The organism is Aeromonas sp. FDAARGOS 1402 (genome assembly GCF_019046925.1).
Classification (GTDB): domain Bacteria; phylum Pseudomonadota; class Gammaproteobacteria; order Enterobacterales; family Aeromonadaceae; genus Aeromonas; species Aeromonas caviae.
On sequence record NZ_CP077201.1, the window covers coordinates 1,083,008 to 1,102,379 of the forward strand.

A 19,372-nucleotide genomic window follows, 5' to 3' on the forward strand; every position below is an offset into this window, starting at 1 on the left:
TTTCTAGTTTTGAATTCTGGCACGACGAACAACGGGTAACTCAGCAGCGCACTGCTGACGAGAGGATTACCGGGTCTGCTCGAGGTGCTGCTTGATCAACAGGTCCGTCTCCAGCAGGGGCAGGCCGACCACGGCACTGTAGCTCCCCTCGAGGCGACTGACGAATTTGCCGGCAATGCCCTGGATAGCATAGGCGCCCGCCTTGTCGCACGGCTCGCCGGTGCGCCAGTAGGCTTCGATCTCGGCCTCGTCCAGCTTGCGAAACGCCACGTTGGTGGTGACCAGCCGCACATCGCACCGCTCCGGGGTGGCCAGGGCCACCGCCGTCATCACCTGGTGTACCCGCCCGGAGAGGGCTTCCAGCATGTCCTTGGCGTCCAGCAGGTCGGAGGGTTTCTCCAGCACCCGCTCCCCCAGCACCACTATGGTGTCGGCCCCCAGCACAGGCAGCGCAGTGGGCGCCGCGGCCACACCGGCCATCGCCTTGTCGCGGGCCAGCCGGCAGACGTAATCCTGGGGCTTCTCACCGTCGTTGCGCAGCTCCGGCACATCCAGCTTGAGGACCTCGAAACGGTAGCCCAGGCGGGTCAGAAGCTCGTGCCGGCGGGGGGAGCCCGAGGCGAGATAGAGTTGCAGTTCGTTGTGCTTGTTCATACTTCACTCAATGAGACGATGCGCAGTTACAATGCGTTGTTTTTATTCACATTCACTTGATATTGAAGCGACGCCGCACCTTGCGCAAGACCATAAAAATCCAGGGCCATATTAGCATCGTCGTCAACGTCGACCAAAAGTAGGCGAAGTTGAGGCTGGCCCGGCTGAACAGATGCTCCGCCCAGAACACGGTGATCTTCCCCACCAGGGAGAGCAGACCGATGATCAGCGCCTGCTGCCAGAGGGAGAAGTTGCGGATCTTCTGGAACTGGAAGGCCGCCAGGTAGGTGGTGATGGCCATGGCCATGGCCCGCACGCCGAGGGTGCTGCCGAGCAGCACGTCCAGCAGCAGGCCCGCCACCCAGGCGGTGCCGACGTTGGTCCGGTGCGGCAGCGCCAGCGCCCAGTAGATGAGCACCATGGCGAGCCAGTCCGGACGGAAGGGTTCGAATTGAAAGGGAAGCGGCAGGATGGAGAGGCACAGGGCCAGCAGGATCGAACACCAGATCCAGATCCTGCCGCTGGCGGGTTGCAGCATCAGCGCGTCGCCCCCGCCGCCGAGGTTGCCGTGGCCGCCGAGGCGCTCGCCGCAGGCTCAAGGGCATCCTTGTCGTGTACTTCCGGTTTCTTGTCGGTCCACAGCAGCAGCAGGTAGCGCAGACGGTCCAGCGCCACCAGCGGCTTGGCCTCGATCTGGGCGAAGGGCTTGCCCTCCACGTAGTCGGAGCGGGTCACGGTCGCCACCGGATAACCTTCCGGGAAGCGGCCGCCCAGGCCCGAGGTGACCAGCAGATCGCCGACCTGGACGTCGGTGTTGCGGGGCAGGTTGCGCAGCTCCAGCTTGTCCAGCTCGCCGCTGCCGGAGGCGATGGCGCGCAAGTCGTTGCGCAGCACCCGCACCGGGATGCCGTGGCTGGAGTCGGTGATGAGCAGGACGCGACTGGTGGTGGAGCCCACGTGGAGCACCTGACCGACCACCCCCTGATCGTTGATCACCGGCTGGCCGTTGTAGACGCCATCCAGCGCCCCCTTGTTGATCAGCACCTGATGGCTGAAGGGGTCGGAATCCACCGACAGCAGCTCGGCCACCATCTTGCGGGACTCCTTGTGTACCGGCGACCCCAGCAGCTCGCGCAGCCGCTGGTTCTCGTGCTCCAGCTGATCCATCTTGAGCAGGCGCGAGCGCAGGGTGAACAGTTGCTGCTCCTGCTGCTTGGTCTGCTCGATGAGATCGGCGCGGGTCTGCACCTGGGTCGACATGGTGTCGAGCAGGGTGCCGGGGGCGTTGGCGATGTATTGCAGCGGGCTCACCAGGGAGCTCAGATAAACGCGGACATGGCTGAACACACCGAAGCGGGAATCCGCGACGATGGCAGCGACGGAGATGATGACGGCGAGAAACAACCGTAACTGAAGCGAAGGGCCTCTACCGAAGATGGGTTTCATGAGTCGTCAAAAAAGAGCCGGCGCTCGGCCGGCTTTGGGTCTTATTCGTAGTGGAACAGATCGCCACCGTGCATATCGATCAGCTCCAGCGCCTTGCCACCGCCACGGGCGACACAGGTGAGGGGATCTTCAGCCACGACGACCGGGATGCCGGTCTCTTCCATCAGCAGACGGTCGATGTCCTTGAGCAGGGCACCACCACCGGTCAGCACCATGCCGCGCTCGGAGATGTCGGACGCCAGCTCGGGCGGGGATTGCTCCAGGGCCACCATGACGGCGGAGACGATGCCGGAGAGCGGCTCTTGCAGCGCTTCCAGGATCTCGTTGGAGTTCAGGGTGAAGCTGCGGGGCACACCCTCGGCCAGGTTGCGACCGCGCACTTCGATCTCGCGCACCTCTTCGCCCGGATAGGCGGAGCCGATCTCGTGCTTGATGCGCTCGGCGGTGGCTTCCCCGATCAGGCTGCCGTAGTTGCGACGGACGTAGCTGATGATGGCTTCGTCGAACTTGTCGCCACCGATACGGACGGACTGGGAGTAGACCACGCCGTTCAGGGAGATGATGGCCACTTCGGTGGTACCGCCACCGATGTCCACCACCATGGAACCGGTCGCTTCGGAGACCGGCAGGCCGGCACCGATGGCGGCAGCCATGGGTTCATCGATCAGGTAAACCTCGCGGGCGCCGGCGCCCAGAGCGGATTCCTTGATGGCGCGACGTTCCACCTGGGTGGAGCCGCAGGGCACGCACACCAGCACGCGCGGGCTGGGGCGGAAATAGTTGTTGTCGTGAACCTGTTTGATGAAGTGCTGCAGCATCTTCTCGGTCACGTAGAAATCGGCGATCACGCCGTCTTTCATCGGGCGAATGGCGGAGATGTTACCCGGGGTACGACCCAGCATCTGCTTGGCGGCATGACCGACAGCAGCGACCGATTTGGCGTTCCCGCGCTCTTGGCGAATGGCGACAACTGAGGGTTCGTTAAGGACGATCCCTTGATCTTTTACATAGATCAGGGTGTTGGCAGTTCCCAAGTCGATCGACAGATCGTTGGAAAAGACGCCTCTGAGCTTTTTGAACATGGCTACGGGAAATCCTAAGAATTTGGAGGTGCAGAAAACCGGCTAACTTTACCAATGCCCACCCCAATGGGCAAGCGCTCAAACTGTCGCCAATCAATCAGGCGCGACAAAAATGCGAGTCATCACTCACCCGCTCAGGCCGACAAACACTACGAAACAAGGAGATAAGACGCCACTGTACAGCAATGCGTCTATCTCCCCGTGTCAGCCCGGGTGTCAGGGCATCACTTCGCGGCGATAAATAATTCTGTCATTACCCCGATCCCGGCCGAAAATGGCCTCTCCCAGCAGGTGATCCGCCGTGGCCGGATCCGCCAGCCAGACGGGTTGGGATGGCTGTTGCTCCAGCACGATCCGATAGGGAATGCGCACCGCCTGATTGGGTGGCGCGAAGTGGAACCGGGTCTCGCCTGCGTCGAAACCGACCTGAGTACCGCCCGGAGCCACATTGCCGAGACCAAGGCGAATGCGGGTACCGTCTTTGAGGATCAGATCCCCCGTCGCGGAGTCATAGCGTTGCTCCGCATCGGTAAAGACGATACCACCTCCCGCCAGGGAGATCTGGGTACAGATATCTTGCGAATTGGCTCGCCTATCTTGCGAATTGGCTCGCCACAGGCCCCCTTCGAAATATTGCACCTGCAGGGGCAGCGCCAGCGGGGCGCTATCGACCCCCTGACGGGTGCTGGCGAGCAGCCGGCCGTAGTAGGCGATCATGGTATCGTCCGATCCCTTCGGAATGGAGAGCTGTTTGGCGGTGCAGTTCACCCCGCTCTGGCAAGTGCCGCTGACGGACGGATTCATGTTCCGACCGTCGAGGAAAGTGGTCTCCGGCGTTTCGCCGTCCCCCACCTTAAGCCCCAGCCGCAGCAGCCGCAGTGGCTCCTCCGGCGTGGTCAGGGTCGCGGGAGTAGTCAGATCTTGCAGGCGTTTAAAGCGGATTTGGTCATTGAACCTGACCTCTCCAGCCGACCAGCTGGCAACCAGTGGATCCACCAGCCGGTTGGAGCTATCCACCAGCCGGTTGGATCTGTCGACCCCGTCCTGGTTATTGGCGGCCACCAGGGAGATCACCCCCTTGGCAAAAGCATCCCGGTAGTTCTGGGTGATCTCACCCTGTTTGTTCCGTGCCTGCACCGTCGTCTGCACCCAAAACGGCTGACTCATGTAGCTAAAGCCGCCGCAGGCCGGGGTGACAGTGCTGCTCACCAAGTAGAAGTCCCAGGGCACGAAACGCCCCATCGGCACGCTGGTGGCGGGGATGGTATAGCCGAAATAGCCCGTCGATACGGTGCTCCCCTCTGGCTGCTTTGCCTCCGGTGGTGTCGCCGTCATCCGGAACACCCCCACCTCGCTCACCGTCTGGTTGATACTGTTGAGACTGTTGGCGGCGACCCCATGGTTATAGCGGGTGGTGCCAAGCGTGGCATTGGTGCCTAAGCTGGGCGCCACAAGGATACTGTCGAGTGCGATATTTGCCAGCGCGAAGTTGGGGGTGGCCAGATTTCCGGTACAAATATCCCCATCATTGGCAGATTCCCAGGCCATCGCCTTGATGTCTACCTGGAATGTCTCTCCCGCCTTCTTGAACACCGGACAGTTGGCATCCCCTGCTGCGCAGGCCACTTGTGCTGGCGTGATGCAGAGCCCGACCGGACGGCTGACGAAGAGATCCGCCCCTGTCATCACCAGTCCTGCGGTATCACCGCTGCCATCGTGGCGGGCATTAAGCCGCATCTGGCCTGCATCCGGATAGCGAACACTCTTCAACGTCGCCTTGCCTTGACCATCGAAGGTCAAATTGAGGGTTGTCGCCGCTGGCGAGACTACATTGGCGGCATAAGTCGAAATCGTCTTGCCATCAATCGCCATCTGACTCCCGGCAGAATTGTCATTCGGGGTGACATACGTTCCCCAGAAGCCGACCGAACGCTCACCGGTAAAACCGGGGACACACTGCTGGGTCGCATTGTCCTTTTTGACGGCACTGATCACTACATCTTGGGGCCTGTTGGCCAGGGTATCCGGCACATTGAACAGGAAGCCGCTGTCGGCAAAGCTCAAGGTACAGGCGGCGGCGCTCAGGGCGCCACTGCCGGCGCGGCACAGGGTGGTGCTCAGGGGTTTGGTGGACGGCGTCGAGCCGCTCACTCCCACTGTGATGGCCGTCGCCAGATTGTTGCGTAGCTGCAAGGTGGTCGTGCCGCCGCTGAAATTGACGGTGGCGGTGTTGCCGTTGTAGCTCACCTGGCTGCCGGCTATCCAGCCGTTGCTGCCATTCTTGAGGGGGGTCAGGATGGCGCTCACCGGGTCCGTGAACAGTTGGCTGCAACTGGCGTTGGCGCAGGCCCGAATGGTCAGAGTCTCGGGGTTGCAGGTCAGGGCCTGACCGGAGTGATCGAACTCGAAGTGATCGATCTGGGTCCCCACCGGATTGGATTTGAGGGCGCAGATCCGGACGTTGTCGAGCTGGTGGGCGTTGGTCGCATCCCCGGTCGAGCCAGTCAGGGACAACAACAGATTCTCGGGAATGGCTGCCTGGCCACTCTGGGCGGCAGCATTGAAGCTGTCGATCAGAGTGCTGTAACCCCCTCCGGTATTGCGCTCCACCTTGACCAGGGACTGGCCGGTGATGCGCGAGTCTATGGTCAGTCGATAACGGTGGGGGCGATTGCTGTCCGAGCCGCTGTCCACGGTCGGCGACAGGCAGTTGCCGTTGGCGTTGTCGGCGCCGTTGTTGCAGGCGCCCTTGAGGTAGTTGTAGCCGCTGGTACCGGAACCCGATCCCCGTACCGCTACGGACTGCTTGCGCCGCCCCTTGTTGACACTGCCACCTTCGCCGGAGAAGTTGCCGTACTCATCTATCCCTACCCCAAGCCAGCCGCCGGCAAAGCCATTAGCTTCTGGCTTGAAGCCATACCCGAGGGGCCCGCCGAAGGCGCCGGGCTGGGGGGTCACTCTGGCGTCGGAGAGCACCACCGCCATGCCGTCCGCCCCGTTGCCACCGTGGGCATAGTGGTCGAATTCGATGGTGACCAGGTTGTTGGCGGCGGGGAAGAGCCGCTGGTAAGTCGCAGAGGTGGATTGCTTGGGGCTGGCCTGGGTCATGCCGAGTCGGCCATTGACGATGGCGGGGGTAAAGTCGCCGCTGCTGCGGGCCGCCACCCAGTCGCTGCCAAGGGTGCTGGCGGAGAAGTCGTCGCTGAAACAGGTCAGTGGGTCTTCACACATGCCCGGCCAGTCGCCGTTGAAGGGCTCGTGGATCACCTTGCTGTTGTTGGTCATGGAGACGTTCACCGCCGACACAGCACCGGTCAGCACGGCCTGGCCACTCATGGCCAGATCCCCGGCGTTCACATAGAGAATGGCGTTGAGTTTGGTATTGCCGCTCATGGTGACCTTGCCGAAGTGATACATCATCAGGTCGTTGGCCTTGCCCCCGGCATTAACCTCCATCTGGTCGCTCAGGGCCAGATCGCTTTTGATGTACAACCTCGCGGCACTGCCGCTGTCAAAGATCAGCTTGTCGTTCTGACCGAGCTCCATCTTGTCTATCCAGTGGTTGCCGCCACGAAAGTAGAAATTGATGTTGGAGGTGCTCTGGTGTTTGAACGTCTTGAGGTAGCGGGCCTGCAGATATCCGTTGAGGGTGCCGTTGCCACTCACCTCCAGGGTCTGGTGAAGCTGGAGCGTCAGGTCGCTGCGACTCCCCGCAGCGGAGATCCGGCTCTCGTTTTCCATCTTGAGCCCATAGACGGCGAGAGAGCTCTGCCCCTGGAAGGTCATGGCACTGTTGCTCTTCATCCCCAGGCTTTTGATAAACCAGTCCCCTGCCCCCATGAGCACGCTCTGGCCACTGGCAGAGACCTCCATGGTGACCTTGTCCAGGTAGTGCGGCTGGAAGACGGCAGTCCCGGTATTGCCATTGCCCGAGACCTCAAGGGTGCTGTAGACGGTGACCCTGGCGTCATTGAGCTTGCCCTGACTCGTCACGGTCAGATCGTTCACATGAAGGTCTCCCGACCCGGTGACGCCACTGTTGTAACCATTCTTGATGGTCATCTTCTGGGCATAGACGGTCGCACCGTTGAGGTTGATCATCGCCCCTTCGCTGATAGACAAGGTATCGAAGCGATAGGTCTGGCCCGATTTCAGGGTCGCCACGCAGCTGTTGCCCCCCCACGAGGCGTTCTTGTAGTCACCGGCAGCAGGAGAGATGGCCCCGTCGCAAGCGAGATCATTTTTCCCGCTGTAGGAGGGGAAGCCCCCCGGGTTGGCCGGAAACGCGTCGGGGTCGCTGATGAAGGTCACATCCTTGAGCACACTGGCAAGGGCGCCGCTGACGTTGCAATTGGAGACCCAGGTGCCGTTGTTCCAGAAACCACCGTTGTTGCAGTTGGCGTTGGGCTGGATGTTTTTGGTCAGGAAGGGGTAACTGGCCCCCACAGTGGTGCTGATGATCTTGCTTTCATTGTTCATGCTCAGCACGCCGGGGGAGGCGTGGCTCTGCACCGGGAAGAGGAAGGCTTCGGTACACTGGCTGGCGGCCTGCACCGAGGTGGATCCCAGCAAGATCCACAACAGGGCGCCGCGAAGAGGCTGGCTGGACTTCATGGGGTCTGGCTCCTTGGCAGGGGGCTCATGGCGTCACTCCATCAAAGGCTTCCGCCACCAGGGTGCGGCTGACGGCAAAATCGGGGTTCGGGCTACTGCCGGCATCGGGCTGGCCACAGCGCCCTTCACTGCTGAATCGGTATCCGGTTTGGGTCCCGCCGGCCGCACTCACCGTCACCCTGTTGCAAGTGATGCTGGCCTGACACCCGGCAAGCCCGGGCTCGGTGAAGTCGAGCGCCACGGGGACGCACCGGCTGGCCTGCCCCTGCCACTCCCCATTGGGATAGAGCCGGTACAGTGCAACTTCGAGCCCGCTCTGGGCCGCCATCAGGGCACGCACGCCGCGCACCTCCACCGTGTGCTTCTCGCTGCTGTCCACCAGGAAACGCCCCATGGCCGCCGCCAGCAGGGCCATGATGACGATGACAAAGAGGGCGATCAGGATGGCGCTGCCCCGCTGGGACCTCACCATGGTGGGAGTGTCAGGGCACATTGAGGGTCTCCAGCTTGTGATGGAAGACGACGCGCTCGTCGCGCTGCTCGAACTCCAGCCGCAGCCCCACCTCGCTCTGGTTGAAGGCGGCGGGTTCCCGATAGAAGTAATAGGCGGCGGGACGAATATGCTCCCCCATCAACCGGGTGGTCTCGCTGCTGCTCAGGGTGTCGTCGAGGGACTTGGCCATGCGCCAGAGGCTGCCCCCTCTCACGCAATAGAGCACCTGCTGGTTCGCAAAATAGATGCGCTGGCCCGGGGAATCCTTGGTAACAGCGGCCGCCAGGGTCAGCGGCACGGCCCCGGAGACGGGAGTTCCTACCTCGGTCACTCTGGCAGTGCAACGCCCCTGCACACACCCCTTGTCCAGCGTGATGGTATTGCCAGAGGTCGTGTCAGGCAGCGGATAGATGATGGCCGTATCTTCCTTTGCCGGCATGGTGACTGGCTCGACGATGCGAAGCACTGTGCTGCTCGCCGTCTCCAGGTAGCGGCCAGCGATGGCGATGGGCCAGAACCGCAGACAGGCCCCCTGCTCCTGGGCACCGCCCCCTTCGTCCTCGACCCGCACCGAACCGGGCACCGCATCGCGCAGCTCGCGGTTGAGCCGCTCCATGGCGAAGCGGGCATCGCTCATCAGTTGCTCGCGGCGGCTGGCATCTCCGTAAATCTGGGTGCCGATGCCGATAAACTGGCTGGAGAAGGTCGCCATCACCCCGAGCAGCAGGATCACCATCACCAGCTCCACCAGGGTGAAGCCCCCCTCACGCCCGGGTCGGACGCGGTCACGGGCGAGTCTGGCACATGGGTATTCCCACGCGGCATCACGGGAATGTGGCTTGCCCATCAGTAGTTCCCCCGATAGAGGCCGAAGACCAGCTCGCTCCCGTCCGGCAGGCGCACGGTCAGGGTGATGCGCTTGCCGATGGACTCGGCCCCCTCCCCCGCGCTGCCAAAGAGGGTATCCGGCACCACCGCGATCTTCACCTGGTAGCGCCGATACTCCTCTTCGCTGCTCGCGGCCGAGGCCTGGGTAAAGTAGCTGGCGTCCACCCAGCGGCCTGCCGTGTCGAAATCGTCCACGTCGTTGAACCCGTAGGGGCGGGTCTCGCCACCATCGGGGCCATAATCGGCGCTCGCCGTGCAGGGGGGATAGGTAAAGGCGGGCACACCGGCCGTCTCGCCGCAGCGAAAACGGCCGCCGTTGCGATCGGAATGCTCGTCGAAAGACTTCTCCAGCATCTCGCCGAGGATGCGCTGGGCGAGCTGGGCGGCGCGTACCTGCTGCACCGGATCCACCGCCTGGGGAGCCTGATTGATAAGCAGCCCCAGGATGCCGGTCAGGGCGACGGCCAGCAGCACGATGCCGACCACGAACTCGACCAGGGTGAAGCCGCGGCGGATCTTAGGGGATCGCATGGATATAGCCTTCCGGCTCGATGCGCAGCCGGGCACTCTCCTGGCCGCTGCTGACAGCCAGTTCGCAGCCGTTGATGCAGCCTAGCCACAGGGGTCTGCCGCTGCGCTTGTCGAAATGGAATGTCCCCTGAGGAGAGAATTGCAGGTTGCCGGACGCCTGAACCAGGCGCCCGCGACGCTGCTCATCCCCACGCCAGCCTGAAATGGGGGCAGGCGCACAGCTCGCCCCGGTCAGATGGCCAAAACGCCCCGCCTCCAGCACCAGCTGGGTGCAGCGCGCGTCCCCTTCCTGCATGTTCATGGTCTGCACCAGCCGCAGCCGGGCCACCAGCTCGTCACGCAGGGTATGGGTTTCAAAGCCGCCTTTGCCCAGCCATTTAGGCACGGCAAAGGCGGCCAGAATCCCGAGCAACAGGATCACGATCACCAGTTCAATCAGGGTGAAACCCTTGGCTATCGACATTCATGCCCTCATCGGGAATAACGAAAAAGCGAGGCCGAAGCCTCGCCTTGTCTGACAATTACTTGCCGCAATCGGTGCTGACAGCGATGGAGGGAACACCACCCGCCGCAGTGATGGCGTTGTTGTAAGTAACCGCACATTTGCTATTGGGTTCGTTGCTTGGCTTGAAGGTCGCAATGGTGCCTGACATGGCGCCACTCCAACCGTCCAGTGCCACTGTTTTGCCTGCATCAGCATTCACCGGATAGCCAAACGAGGTATCCACGGTAGTACCCGCAACAGAGACAGCACCAGAAGAACTCTCAATACCCTGGATCGCAGCCTTGCTGTAGACCAGCTGTGAAGAGCTTTGCAGGGAGGCCTTCACGCCATTGGCGGCGGCCAGACGCGCATCATCCTGCAGATTCAGGAACTTGGGTGCGGCGGTGACCGCCAGAATGCCCAGAATGATGATCACGATGACCAGTTCGATCAGGGTAAAGCCCGATTGCTTTTTCATTACGTCTTTCCTCGGTTTATCAATTGATATGGGTGGTCACCTGGCCGGAGGCCGGGCGATAACTGAAACTCATGAACGCATCCGTGCTCCCTTGCGGGTCCTGATAACGTCCATCACTTCCCTTGCTCAGGCTGTTGACCAGATAGTAACGGCAGACCGAATCCAGTCCATTGTTGCTCACCGTGGCATAGAACTTCAGGTCATTGCCGCTACCGCGCACCTCGTCAAAGCGGGCAGTAGCCTTGGGAGGATTCTGCAACAACCCCTCCCAAATATTGAGGCAGCGGGTCGCCGTCAGGCTGGCCGGATCCACATCGGGCGTGCCGCTTGCTGCCGTGTCCATGGGATACCCGGGAGAGAGCTCGCCATTGCTGACCTGGCTGTCGGTCGGCGTGGTCAGATAGAAACGCGAGCCGTCATAGAGCACGGTGTTGAGCCCATCCTGCCTGGCACGCCCTTCGGCCTCCCACTGGGCACGCACCAGGGACACCCCGGTGGCGAAACCGCCGGACACCCCTTCCACGCTCGCCTTCTTCGCCTCGTCGGTCACATCGAGAAAACGGGGCAAGGCGGTGACGGCCAGGATCCCCAGGATCACGATGACGATCACCAGCTCAATCAAGGAAAAACCGGCCATCCGGCCAAGCGCCCGAACGGGTCTCACTCTCTTTGCTGCCATGCTGCCTCCGTAATGGTCCGCATTATTTCATGCGGATAGAAAAAAATCATGTCAATGAAATACTTGAAGCACCCAATCAGGGGCGGGCCACCACCCGGCCATCGGTGAAGCTGTAGTGCAGCCAGTGCCCTTCCTGGCCGAATTCACACCCGCCCCCCCCTTCGCTGGCAAGGGCCTGCCAGGATAAGAGCCCCTCATCGTGCCCCAGCAGGGCGAGCCAGAGCTGACGGCAATCGGCCGATGGCGACTGGCGCGGCAACACCGCCAGAGGCCAGCCCCGCTCATCGAACTGCCAGGCTGTGCCCTCGGCATGGAGCACCGACGGACGCCGCTCGTCGAGCCAACGTCCGTGCAGGCGCTGGGCCCGCTGTGCGAACTGCTCACCGAGCAGGCTGGCGCTGATGGCCAGCGCCTCTTCCCTGTGATTGCGATAGCTCATGACCAGGGTCGTGACGATGACCGCCAGCAGGATAAAGACGACGACCCGCCGATATCCCCCCAGCCAGTGCTCATCCTGCTCGGCCTCTCTGCTCATGCTCTTTCATACCTTGTTCTCTGTGCCCGGCACGGGCAGCATCCGGATGACCGTGAAGATACTGCCTACTGGCCGCGCACCGCTCTCATCATGTCCCACCATCAGAGGAGTGAAGATGCTGAATCCAGTCACTGACCGCGAACAGCTCTCATCATGTCCCATCATCAAGGGAGTAAAGATGCTGAACCCTGTCACTGACCGCGAACAGCTCTCATCATGTCCCACATGGGAGTGAAGATACCCAGGGCCAGCACCAGTACCATGACCGCCACTATGCCGATGAGGATGGGTTCGATGCGGGCGGTGAGGCTCTTGAGGTCATAATCCACCTCACGCTCGTAATACTCGGCCGCTTCGTGCAGCAGCTCGTCCACCTGGCCGGTCTCCTCCCCCACCGCGATCATCTGCATCACCAATGGAGTGAACAGGCCGCTGGCGCCGGCGGTGCGCAGCAGGCTCTCGCCGCGCTCGATGCCGCCCCGCATGTCGCGGATCTGTCCCGCCATCCAGGCGTTGTCCACCGCGTCGGCCACCAGGGTCAGCGCCGTGTTGAGCGGCACCCCGGCCTTGAGCATCATGGAGAAGCTGCGGGCAAAACGGGCAAGCAGGGAGCGCTCTATGATGGAGCCGACGATGGGCAGCCGCAGCTGCCATCTGTGCCAGGCCAGCCTGCCTTTGGTGGTGGCGACCCAGCGTCGCCAGCCGACGACAGCTCCCACCAGGATGGCGAGCAGCAGCCACCAGTAGTGAACGAAGAAGTGGGAGGTGGCCAGCAGGATACGGGTCGCCAGCGGCAGCTCCACCCCGAACTTGGCAAACATCCCGGCAAAGACGGGGATCACCATGATGTTGAGAATCACCATGGCGACGGCGATGGCAATCAGCACGAAGGTGGGGTAACGCATGGCGGTCTTGATCCGCTTGCGGGTCTCCAGCTCCAGATCGAAATAGTTGGCGAGCTGCAGGAAGGCCTCCTCCAGCTGACCCGTGTTCTCCCCCACGTGGATGATGGCCACGAAGAGGCTGCTGAACACCTTCGGGTGCGACTGCATCGCGCTCGACAGCGGCCGGCCGTTGGCCAGATCCTCCCCCAGAGCGTGAAGCGCCCGCTTGAGGGGCTTGCTGTGGGCGCTCTCCTCCAGCCCCGCGATGGCGCGCAGGATAGGGATGCCTGCACGGGTCAGGGCATACATCTGGCGGCTGAAGACCACCAGCTCCTCCAGCTTGACGCTCCCTTCCAGCAGCAGCGACCAGTCGATGCTGGCAGACCTGGCCTTGCCGGCCTTCAGCTCGGTGGGCATCACCCCGCGGCGCATCAGCTGCTCGGCGGCGGCCAGCTCGCTGACCGCTTCCACCACGCCGCTGACGGCCTGGCCCTGGCTGTCACGCCCCTTGTAGGCAAAACGGTTCATGGGCGACCCCGGAAGAGTGATTCAGTACGATCCAGATGCCTCATGCGTTACCCCAGGTCCTCGGCCAGCCGAAGCACCTCGTCCACCGAGGTGATCCCCTCCCGGGCATAGTCGAGCGCCGTCAGGGCCAGGGGGCGGTAGTGCTCATGCGCCCGTGCCGCCCGGGCAAACCCCTCGGCATCGTTGCGGCGCAGGGCATCCATCATGGATTGATCCAGCTCCAGCAGCTCGTAGACCCCGATCCGGCCCGCATAGCCGGTGAAGTTGCAGCTCTGGCAGCCTCGTCCCTTGCGATAGCGATGCTGCCCCGGCGCTTCACCGGAGAGCACAGAGAGCCAGGTGGCCTGTCCCTCGTCCGGCGCCGTCTCGCAGGCGCAGTGTTCACACACCCGCCGCACCAGGCGCTGGGCCACCACGGCCCGCAGGGCGCTCGCCACCAGATAGCCGGGCGCCCCCATGTCGATGAGACGCAGGGCGCTGGTCACGGCGTCGTTGGTGTGCAAGGTGGTCAGCACCAGGTGACCCGTGATGGCGCCGCGCAGGCCGATCTCCACCGTCTCGTTGTCCCGCATCTCCCCCACCAGCAGGATGTCCGGATCCTGGCGCAGGGTGGAGCGCAGCACCTGGGAGAAGGTGAGCCCTATCTTGGGATTGACCTGCACCTGGCTGATGCGGGGCAGACGGTACTCCACCGGGTCTTCCACCGTGATGATCTTGTGGCTGGCCTGGTTGAGTTCGGAGAGGGCGCCGTAGAGCGTCGTGGTCTTGCCGCTACCGGTCGGCCCCGTCACCAGGATCATGCCGTGAGGGCGTTTGAGCTGACGACGGAAGCGGGTCAGGATGGCGGGTGGCATCCCGGTCTCGGCGAGCGACAAGATGCCGGAAGATTGATCCAGCAGCCGCATCACCACGGATTCCCCGTACTGCACCGGCATGGTGGACATCCGCACATCCACGTCGCGGCCGCGCACCTTCATATTGAAGCGGCCATCCTGGGGCAGACGCTTCTCCGAGATGTCGAGCCCGGCCACCAGCTTGAGGCGCAGCACCAGCGCCTGGGCAATGCGCACCTCGTTGAGGATGTTCTCATGCAGCACGCCGTCGATACGCTGGCGAATGCGCAGCACCTTCTCGTCCGGTTCGATATGGATGTCGGAGGCCCCCACCTGTACCGCGTCCTCGAACAGGGAGCGCAGCAGCTTGGCCACCGTCGCCTCCCCCTCGTCGGCTGCGGCATTGAGGCTGCCGGCCCCCAGCTCGAAGCCGGTCTCCTGGTGCTCTTCGTGCAGTTGCACCGCGAAGTTCTCTATCTCCCGGGTGCGGCGATAGAGGCGGTCGAAATACTCCAGCAGCTGGCCTTCACGGGCCACGGCCAGCACCAGCTCCCGCGGGCTGAGCAGGGCAGCGATGGCGTCGAGGGCGCTCAGATCCGCCGGATCCGACATCACCACGGTGACCTTGTCGTCGCTCAGGTTGACGGCCAGCGCCCGGTAGCGACGCGCCTGCACCTCGGGCAACAGCGCCACGGCCGAGACGTCGATGGTGAGGTTGTTGAGATCGAAGAAGGGCACATCCAGCTGACGGGCAAGGAAGGTCAGCAGTTGCACCTCGCTGATGAAGCCGAGATCGATGAGGGTGGTCCCCAGCTTGCGGCCGGTCTGGCGCTGCTGCTGCAGGGCGAGCTGCAGCTGATCATCCGAGATGATCTGTTCCTGTACCAGCAGGTCGCCTAGGCGCATTTTCAGTCTGGGTTGTGCCATTGTTGCTCCGATCTCTGTTGCTTCACGCCCGCTGCCCGGTCCGATGGCATGGGCTCATCGAACTGCCGCTTTAATCAATGGGTCAGTTGGCCAATTCGTTGTTCGAGCCATTGGGTGGAGGCCTCCCCCAGATTGCCGTGCAACTGGGCATTGCGATAGGCATCCAGTGCCCGCTGACGGTGTCCCTGACCATCCTCCGCCACCCCCAGTCCCAGCCACCAGCGCCCCTGATCCGGCTGCTGGCGCAGCAGCCTGACGTACATCTCGGACGCCTGGACAGGCTGCCCCAGCTCCTGGGCAAGACCGGCCCAGGTGGCGTAATAATCCAGATTGCTGGCAATATCGGGCTGATAGCCGGTGAGCCACTCCAACGCCTTCTGCCGATCCCCGCCGCTGATGGCCACACGGGCCAGTAGCAGACGCAGGTCCGCCTGCGCGGGATCCAGCCTCAGCCCCTCTTCCAGCACCTGGGCGGCCTCGGTCAGCCGTCCGGCGCCATAGAGCAGGCCCGCCAGCTGTTCCCGTGCCCCCTGGTTGTGGGGATCGTGGGCCAGCACCTCGTAGTAGCCATCCTGCGCCTCCTGCATCCGTCCCTTGGCCATGGCCGTGGTCGCCTTGCGCTCGGCCAGGGTGGCCAGCTCGGCGTCGGAGAGTTCCACCGTCTCGATCTTCAGGATCCCGGGTTTGCGCGGCGCGGCGGGTGCAGGCGCCTCTTCGGCACTCTGCTCAGCAGCCAGCTCGGCATAGAGGTCCGGCTGCAGCTCCTCGTCGCTCGGGATCGTCTCGTCCCCCAGCGCTTCCTCCGGATTGCCCTCATCGGCGAGCACGGCCTCATCGGCCGGAACCTGCTCGGCTGCGGAGGGGGCCACTCTCGTGGCGATCGACTCGGCACTGGCGGCGGGCACCTTTGCCACTGGCGCGGCAGAGGAGACCGCCTGCGTGGTGGCCACCACGGCCAGGGGCGCGGATGGCGCCGCCGCAGGGGCAGTGCGGAGGGCCTCGACCTGCGCCGCTGGCAGGGAGGCTCGCTGGCTCTGCTGCCAGAAGATCCAGGTGCGCCAGCCGAGGATCCCCAGGGCCAGGGTACACAGCAGGGTCAGCACCAGCATCCACCAGCCTTGCTGGCGCACCGGCGCCACATAGACGGCGGCTCCCTCGGCCTCTTGCTGACGCCTATCCAGATCTTTCAGCATCTGATTGATCAAGCTCATGACCAGACTCCATACGCCAGGGCGGTGCCCAGCAACAACAACAGGGGCCACCAGAGGGTGAGACGGCCACGGCGGGCATCATCGGTATCCCGGATGGCGAGCCGTACCAGGGCGCTGTCGATCCGCCACACACCGCGACCATAGGCCAGCATCAGGCACTTCTGCGCCAGTATGTTGATGAGGCGGGGAATGCCGCGGGATGCGCGCCATAGCCTGCGCAGGGCGAAGCCATCGAACAGGGCGGCCCCGCGATAGCCGGACACCTGCAGCCGGTACTCCAGATAGGCCCGGGTCTCGTCGAGCCGCAGCGGCCGCAGGCGGTAGGAAAAACCGATGCGCTGGCGCAACTGGCGAAGACGGGGCTGCCCGAGCCTGGCATCCAGCTCGGGCTGGCCGAACAGCACGATTTGCAGCAGCTTGCTGGATTCGGTTTCCAGGTTGCCAAACAGCCGGATCGCCTCCAGGGTCTCGTCCGGCAGGGCTTGCGCCTCGTCGATCAGCACCACCACCCGGCTCCCCTGCCGATGCAGGGAGATCAGATGGCGGTGAATGCGATCCGTGAGATCCAGCTCGCTCTCCCCCGCCAGCGTCAACCCCAGCTCCAGGGCCAGGGCCGTGCGCAGCTCCCCCGGAGTGAGATGGGGGTTGGGCAGCCAGGCCAGGCGCACCGGGCAGGCCTCGGAGCCGAGCTCGCTCAGCAGCTTGCGACAGAGCAGGGTCTTGCCGGTGCCGACCTCGCCGGTCACCTTGATGAACCCCTCCCCCTGGGAAAGCGCCCAGTTGAGCACCTGCATGGCCTCCTCGTGGGGGGGCAGGCCGTAATAGAAACCGGTGTTCGGGGTCAGGCCGAAGGGGGCCTCCCGCAGTCCGAAGTGACTCAGATACATGCACCCTCCCGGCCAGAGTCCCGGGCGCGCAGCCGCAGACAGCCCCGGATCAGCGACATGGCGCCTCCGCCGTCGGGCAGGGCACAGTGGCGACAGCCGGGAGGGGCCGCCACATGGGAGAAGGAGTGCTCAACAGGCGCGTCATCCCGGATCAGCCCTTGGGGGGATACCATTTGTCGAGCAGCTCGGAGGAGCGTTGCAGCTCTTTCTGCCAGGTGTCTTTTTCCACCACGGTGGGCTTGAGCAGGATCACCAGCTCCACCTTGCGGTTGCTCTCCCGGCGATTGGTGAAGGCCTCGCCGACCCAGGGGATGTCACCCAGCAGGGGTACCTTGCTGACAATCTCCTGCCTGTCGGTCTTCATCAGACCACCGATGACGATGATGTCCCCATTGTTGGCCTGCACCACGGTATCGGACTCGCGGATGGAGCTCTTGGCCAGCGGCAACACCAGGGGATCGGCGGTGCCGACGCTGATGGTCTTGCTCTGCTCCTCGGTGTCGATGACGGAGGGGTGGATATGCAGCAATACCTTGCCCTGCTCGTCGATCTGGGGCGTCACGTCCAGGGCTATCCCCGAGAAGAAGGGGGTCAGCTCCACGTTCGGGGTGACGATGGGGGCCGAAGTCCCCGAGGTGGTGGTGGTGGTCGAGGCGTTGGTGACGAAGTATTCGTCCGTCCCCACCTTGATCACCGCTTTCTGGTTGTTGGTGGCCGTCACGCGCGGGCTGGAGAGGGTGTTCACGTCCCCCTGGGTCTTGAGCAGGCTGACCGCGACGTTGAAGTTGCCATCGGAGATGGTGAAGCCGGCGCCGCCCCCCAGAGCCCGGAAGATCTGGTTGGGGGTCGAAGCGATGGGGCTGTCCAGCAGGGAGCCGCCCCCCGTGATGCCCTTGCCGCCGTCCCAGCTTGCGGAGAGGCCGCTCCAGTCCACCCCCTGCTCGTAACCCTCGTTGAGGGACACTTCCAGGATCCGCGCCTCCAGCACCACCTGGCGCTTGAGGTGTTCGCCGGACTGGTCCAGGAACTCGCGCACCGCCTTGAGCTCCTTGGGATAGGCACGCACCGTGACCAGGCCCGCCTGGGGACTGGTGATGACGGCCCGCCCTTCCCCTGTGCCGATCAGGGTCTGCAGGGCATCCCGCAGATCGGTCCAGTAGTCGTTGTTGCTGTCCGTCTCGATGCGGGTGCCGTTGCTGTTGGTGTTGTTGTCACCGCTGGCGGTGTTGCCCTGGCTGTTGTTGTTGCCACTGTTGTTCAGGCCGTTGTCGAAGTTGTTGTTATTGCCATTGTTGTTGTCGTTGGCCGTCACCCCGCCTGTGCTCACCGAGGTACGGGAGAGACCGCGCCGGGCCATCATCAGGTAGTTGACCGGAATGGTCTCGGTACGCAGACCGGCGGGATAGACGTGGAACACGTTGCCCTTGCGCTGCACGTCAAAGCCGTACATGTCGCCGACGGTCGCCAGCGCCTCCTGCAGGGTCACGTCCTTGAGCTCTACCGAAATGACGCCCGCCACACCGGGATGGACCGCCACGCTGTAGCGGGAGCCCTTGAACAGGGAGCCGAAGAACTCCACCGCGTCCACGTCATGGGCCGCGATGCGCATCCGCTTCTCGGGAATGGTCATCGGCTGCTGGGGACGATTGAGCTGCAACAGCTCGCTCTGCACCGAGGGCGGCAGGGAAGTCAGGGGGGCGGTCGGGCTCTGCTCGCTCATCGCCTGCTTGAGTGCATCTTTGGCCTGTACCGGCTCGGGGTGACGATAGGTAGTGCAACCCGCCACCGCCAGCGCGAGGGGAAGCAGACAAAAAGGGTGTTTTTTCATGTTATTCGTGCACCTGACTCGCTATGAAACTCGACAAACCTGGCCCGCACCATCCCGTGCGACACCCACTTCACATCCGGATCTTGCTGCCAAACAGGGTCAGTGTCTGGCGTTTGCCCGCTTTTTCCAGCACCACGCTGTCGGCGCTGATCCCCACCAGCCGGAATCCGTTGACCTGCTGGCCGACCCGGTAGCTTTGACCGTCGAGCACCGCCAGGGCGGGCCCGCTCCCCAGGATGACGCTCTGCAACCTGGGCAGACCGGCCTCCTTGGCGACACTCGCCGCCGAGCCGGATCCCGCCAGGGGCATGGTGGGATCCTGCAGCACCTCGGCCTGAGCCTGTAGCGCGAGCAGGCTCCCCCACAGGGCCAGCCAGCGCCAGGATGGGA

The 19,372-nt window shown here is 63.5% G+C and carries 18 protein-coding genes; all 18 read right to left on the reverse strand.

What is annotated here, in order from left to right:
* Positions 1 to 66 precede the first annotated feature (66 nt).
* A complete protein-coding gene (locus I6L32_RS05215) occupies positions 67 to 654 on the reverse strand; it encodes a nucleoside triphosphate pyrophosphatase (protein ID WP_010672636.1) in 588 nt (195 codons plus the stop codon).
* Positions 655 to 706: 52 nt separating this feature from the next.
* Positions 707 to 1,192 carry a rod shape-determining protein MreD gene (gene mreD, locus I6L32_RS05220; protein ID WP_010672635.1) on the reverse strand — a complete coding sequence of 162 codons (486 nt, stop codon included), beginning with the start codon at positions 1,190 to 1,192 and terminating at the stop codon, positions 707 to 709.
* On the reverse strand, positions 1,192 to 2,100 hold the full coding sequence (gene mreC / locus I6L32_RS05225; RefSeq protein WP_029313545.1) for a rod shape-determining protein MreC: 909 nt from the start codon (positions 2,098 to 2,100) through the stop codon (positions 1,192 to 1,194). Before mreC ends, mreD begins: the two co-directional genes overlap by 1 nt.
* Before the next feature lie 41 nt (positions 2,101 to 2,141).
* Positions 2,142 to 3,182 (reverse strand): rod shape-determining protein, encoded by a 1,041-nt coding sequence (locus tag I6L32_RS05230; RefSeq protein ID WP_005308111.1) that lies wholly within the window; start codon positions 3,180 to 3,182, stop codon positions 2,142 to 2,144.
* Between the two features lie 216 nt (positions 3,183 to 3,398).
* Complete coding sequence (locus tag I6L32_RS05235) at positions 3,399 to 7,796, reverse strand: DUF6701 domain-containing protein (protein ID WP_216944781.1); 4,398 nt, start codon at positions 7,794 to 7,796, stop codon at positions 3,399 to 3,401.
* 25 nt (positions 7,797 to 7,821) lie between these two features.
* Positions 7,822 to 8,289 (reverse strand): MSHA biogenesis protein MshP, encoded by a 468-nt coding sequence (locus I6L32_RS05240; RefSeq protein WP_254203883.1) that lies wholly within the window; start codon positions 8,287 to 8,289, stop codon positions 7,822 to 7,824.
* Positions 8,279 to 9,136 carry a PilW family protein gene (locus I6L32_RS05245; protein WP_216944782.1) on the reverse strand — a complete coding sequence of 286 codons (858 nt, stop codon included), beginning with the start codon at positions 9,134 to 9,136 and terminating at the stop codon, positions 8,279 to 8,281. The genes I6L32_RS05240 and I6L32_RS05245 overlap by 11 nt, the downstream gene beginning before the upstream one ends.
* The gene (locus I6L32_RS05250; RefSeq protein WP_216944783.1) at positions 9,136 to 9,708 is read right to left on the reverse strand and encodes a prepilin-type N-terminal cleavage/methylation domain-containing protein; all 573 of its coding nucleotides are present in this window, start codon (positions 9,706 to 9,708) and stop codon (positions 9,136 to 9,138) included. Before I6L32_RS05250 ends, I6L32_RS05245 begins: the two co-directional genes overlap by 1 nt.
* A complete protein-coding gene (locus I6L32_RS05255) occupies positions 9,695 to 10,171 on the reverse strand; it encodes a Tfp pilus assembly protein FimT/FimU (protein WP_302056394.1) in 477 nt (158 codons plus the stop codon). The genes I6L32_RS05250 and I6L32_RS05255 overlap by 14 nt, the downstream gene beginning before the upstream one ends.
* 58 nt (positions 10,172 to 10,229) lie before the next feature.
* On the reverse strand, positions 10,230 to 10,670 hold the full coding sequence (locus I6L32_RS23495) for a prepilin-type N-terminal cleavage/methylation domain-containing protein (protein WP_049637306.1): 441 nt from the start codon (positions 10,668 to 10,670) through the stop codon (positions 10,230 to 10,232).
* A 19-nt stretch (positions 10,671 to 10,689) separates the two neighbouring features.
* Positions 10,690 to 11,349, reverse strand: a complete 660-nt coding sequence (locus I6L32_RS05265) for a type II secretion system protein (RefSeq protein WP_216944784.1) — start codon at positions 11,347 to 11,349, stop codon at positions 10,690 to 10,692.
* A gap of 76 nt (positions 11,350 to 11,425) precedes the next feature.
* Positions 11,426 to 11,884 carry a hypothetical protein gene (locus I6L32_RS05270; protein WP_216944785.1) on the reverse strand — a complete coding sequence of 153 codons (459 nt, stop codon included), beginning with the start codon at positions 11,882 to 11,884 and terminating at the stop codon, positions 11,426 to 11,428.
* A gap of 191 nt (positions 11,885 to 12,075) precedes the next feature.
* Entirely contained in the window at positions 12,076 to 13,296 is a 1,221-nt protein-coding gene (locus tag I6L32_RS05275) for a type II secretion system F family protein (RefSeq protein ID WP_048208884.1), read from the reverse strand.
* Positions 13,297 to 13,343: 47 nt separating this feature from the next.
* Complete coding sequence (gene mshE, locus I6L32_RS05280) at positions 13,344 to 15,056, reverse strand: MSHA fimbrial ATPase MshE (protein WP_029313535.1); 1,713 nt, start codon at positions 15,054 to 15,056, stop codon at positions 13,344 to 13,346.
* 74 nt (positions 15,057 to 15,130) lie between these two features.
* Positions 15,131 to 16,267 (reverse strand): tetratricopeptide repeat protein, encoded by a 1,137-nt coding sequence (locus tag I6L32_RS05285; protein ID WP_216944786.1) that lies wholly within the window; start codon positions 16,265 to 16,267, stop codon positions 15,131 to 15,133.
* Complete coding sequence (locus I6L32_RS05290; protein ID WP_216944787.1) at positions 16,264 to 17,154, reverse strand: ExeA family protein; 891 nt, start codon at positions 17,152 to 17,154, stop codon at positions 16,264 to 16,266. The genes I6L32_RS05285 and I6L32_RS05290 overlap by 4 nt, the downstream gene beginning before the upstream one ends.
* Before the next feature lie 151 nt (positions 17,155 to 17,305).
* Complete coding sequence (gene mshL / locus I6L32_RS05295) at positions 17,306 to 18,982, reverse strand: pilus (MSHA type) biogenesis protein MshL (protein ID WP_183149201.1); 1,677 nt, start codon at positions 18,980 to 18,982, stop codon at positions 17,306 to 17,308.
* Positions 18,983 to 19,052: 70 nt separating this feature from the next.
* Positions 19,053 to 19,355, reverse strand: a complete 303-nt coding sequence (locus I6L32_RS05300) for an MSHA biogenesis protein MshK (RefSeq protein WP_029313533.1) — start codon at positions 19,353 to 19,355, stop codon at positions 19,053 to 19,055.
* Positions 19,356 to 19,372: the final 17 nt, after the last annotated feature.

Bases quoted from the DNA above. Each gene is read 5' to 3' on its own strand.
- I6L32_RS05285 (WP_216944786.1), bottom strand. From the start codon at position 16,267: ATGAGCTTGATCAATCAGATGCTGAAAGATCTGGATAGGCGTCAGCAA.
- mreC (WP_029313545.1), bottom strand. From the start codon at position 2,100: ATGAAACCCATCTTCGGTAGAGGCCCTTCGCTTCAGTTACGGTTGTTT.
- I6L32_RS05235 (WP_216944781.1), bottom strand. From the start codon at position 7,796: ATGAAGTCCAGCCAGCCTCTTCGCGGCGCCCTGTTGTGGATCTTGCTG.
- I6L32_RS05230 (WP_005308111.1), bottom strand. From the start codon at position 3,182: ATGTTCAAAAAGCTCAGAGGCGTCTTTTCCAACGATCTGTCGATCGAC.
- I6L32_RS05250 (WP_216944783.1), bottom strand. From the start codon at position 9,708: ATGCGATCCCCTAAGATCCGCCGCGGCTTCACCCTGGTCGAGTTCGTG.
- I6L32_RS05255 (WP_302056394.1), bottom strand. From the start codon at position 10,171: ATGTCGATAGCCAAGGGTTTCACCCTGATTGAACTGGTGATCGTGATC.
- I6L32_RS05275 (WP_048208884.1), bottom strand. From the start codon at position 13,296: ATGAACCGTTTTGCCTACAAGGGGCGTGACAGCCAGGGCCAGGCCGTC.
- mreD (WP_010672635.1), bottom strand. From the start codon at position 1,192: ATGCTGCAACCCGCCAGCGGCAGGATCTGGATCTGGTGTTCGATCCTG.
- mshE (WP_029313535.1), bottom strand. From the start codon at position 15,056: ATGGCACAACCCAGACTGAAAATGCGCCTAGGCGACCTGCTGGTACAG.
- I6L32_RS05270 (WP_216944785.1), bottom strand. From the start codon at position 11,884: ATGAGCAGAGAGGCCGAGCAGGATGAGCACTGGCTGGGGGGATATCGG.
- I6L32_RS05215 (WP_010672636.1), bottom strand. From the start codon at position 654: ATGAACAAGCACAACGAACTGCAACTCTATCTCGCCTCGGGCTCCCCC.
- I6L32_RS23495 (WP_049637306.1), bottom strand. From the start codon at position 10,670: ATGAAAAAGCAATCGGGCTTTACCCTGATCGAACTGGTCATCGTGATC.
- I6L32_RS05265 (WP_216944784.1), bottom strand. From the start codon at position 11,349: ATGGCAGCAAAGAGAGTGAGACCCGTTCGGGCGCTTGGCCGGATGGCC.
- I6L32_RS05245 (WP_216944782.1), bottom strand. From the start codon at position 9,136: ATGGGCAAGCCACATTCCCGTGATGCCGCGTGGGAATACCCATGTGCC.
- I6L32_RS05290 (WP_216944787.1), bottom strand. From the start codon at position 17,154: ATGTATCTGAGTCACTTCGGACTGCGGGAGGCCCCCTTCGGCCTGACC.
- mshL (WP_183149201.1), bottom strand. From the start codon at position 18,982: ATGAAAAAACACCCTTTTTGTCTGCTTCCCCTCGCGCTGGCGGTGGCG.
- I6L32_RS05240 (WP_254203883.1), bottom strand. From the start codon at position 8,289: ATGTGCCCTGACACTCCCACCATGGTGAGGTCCCAGCGGGGCAGCGCC.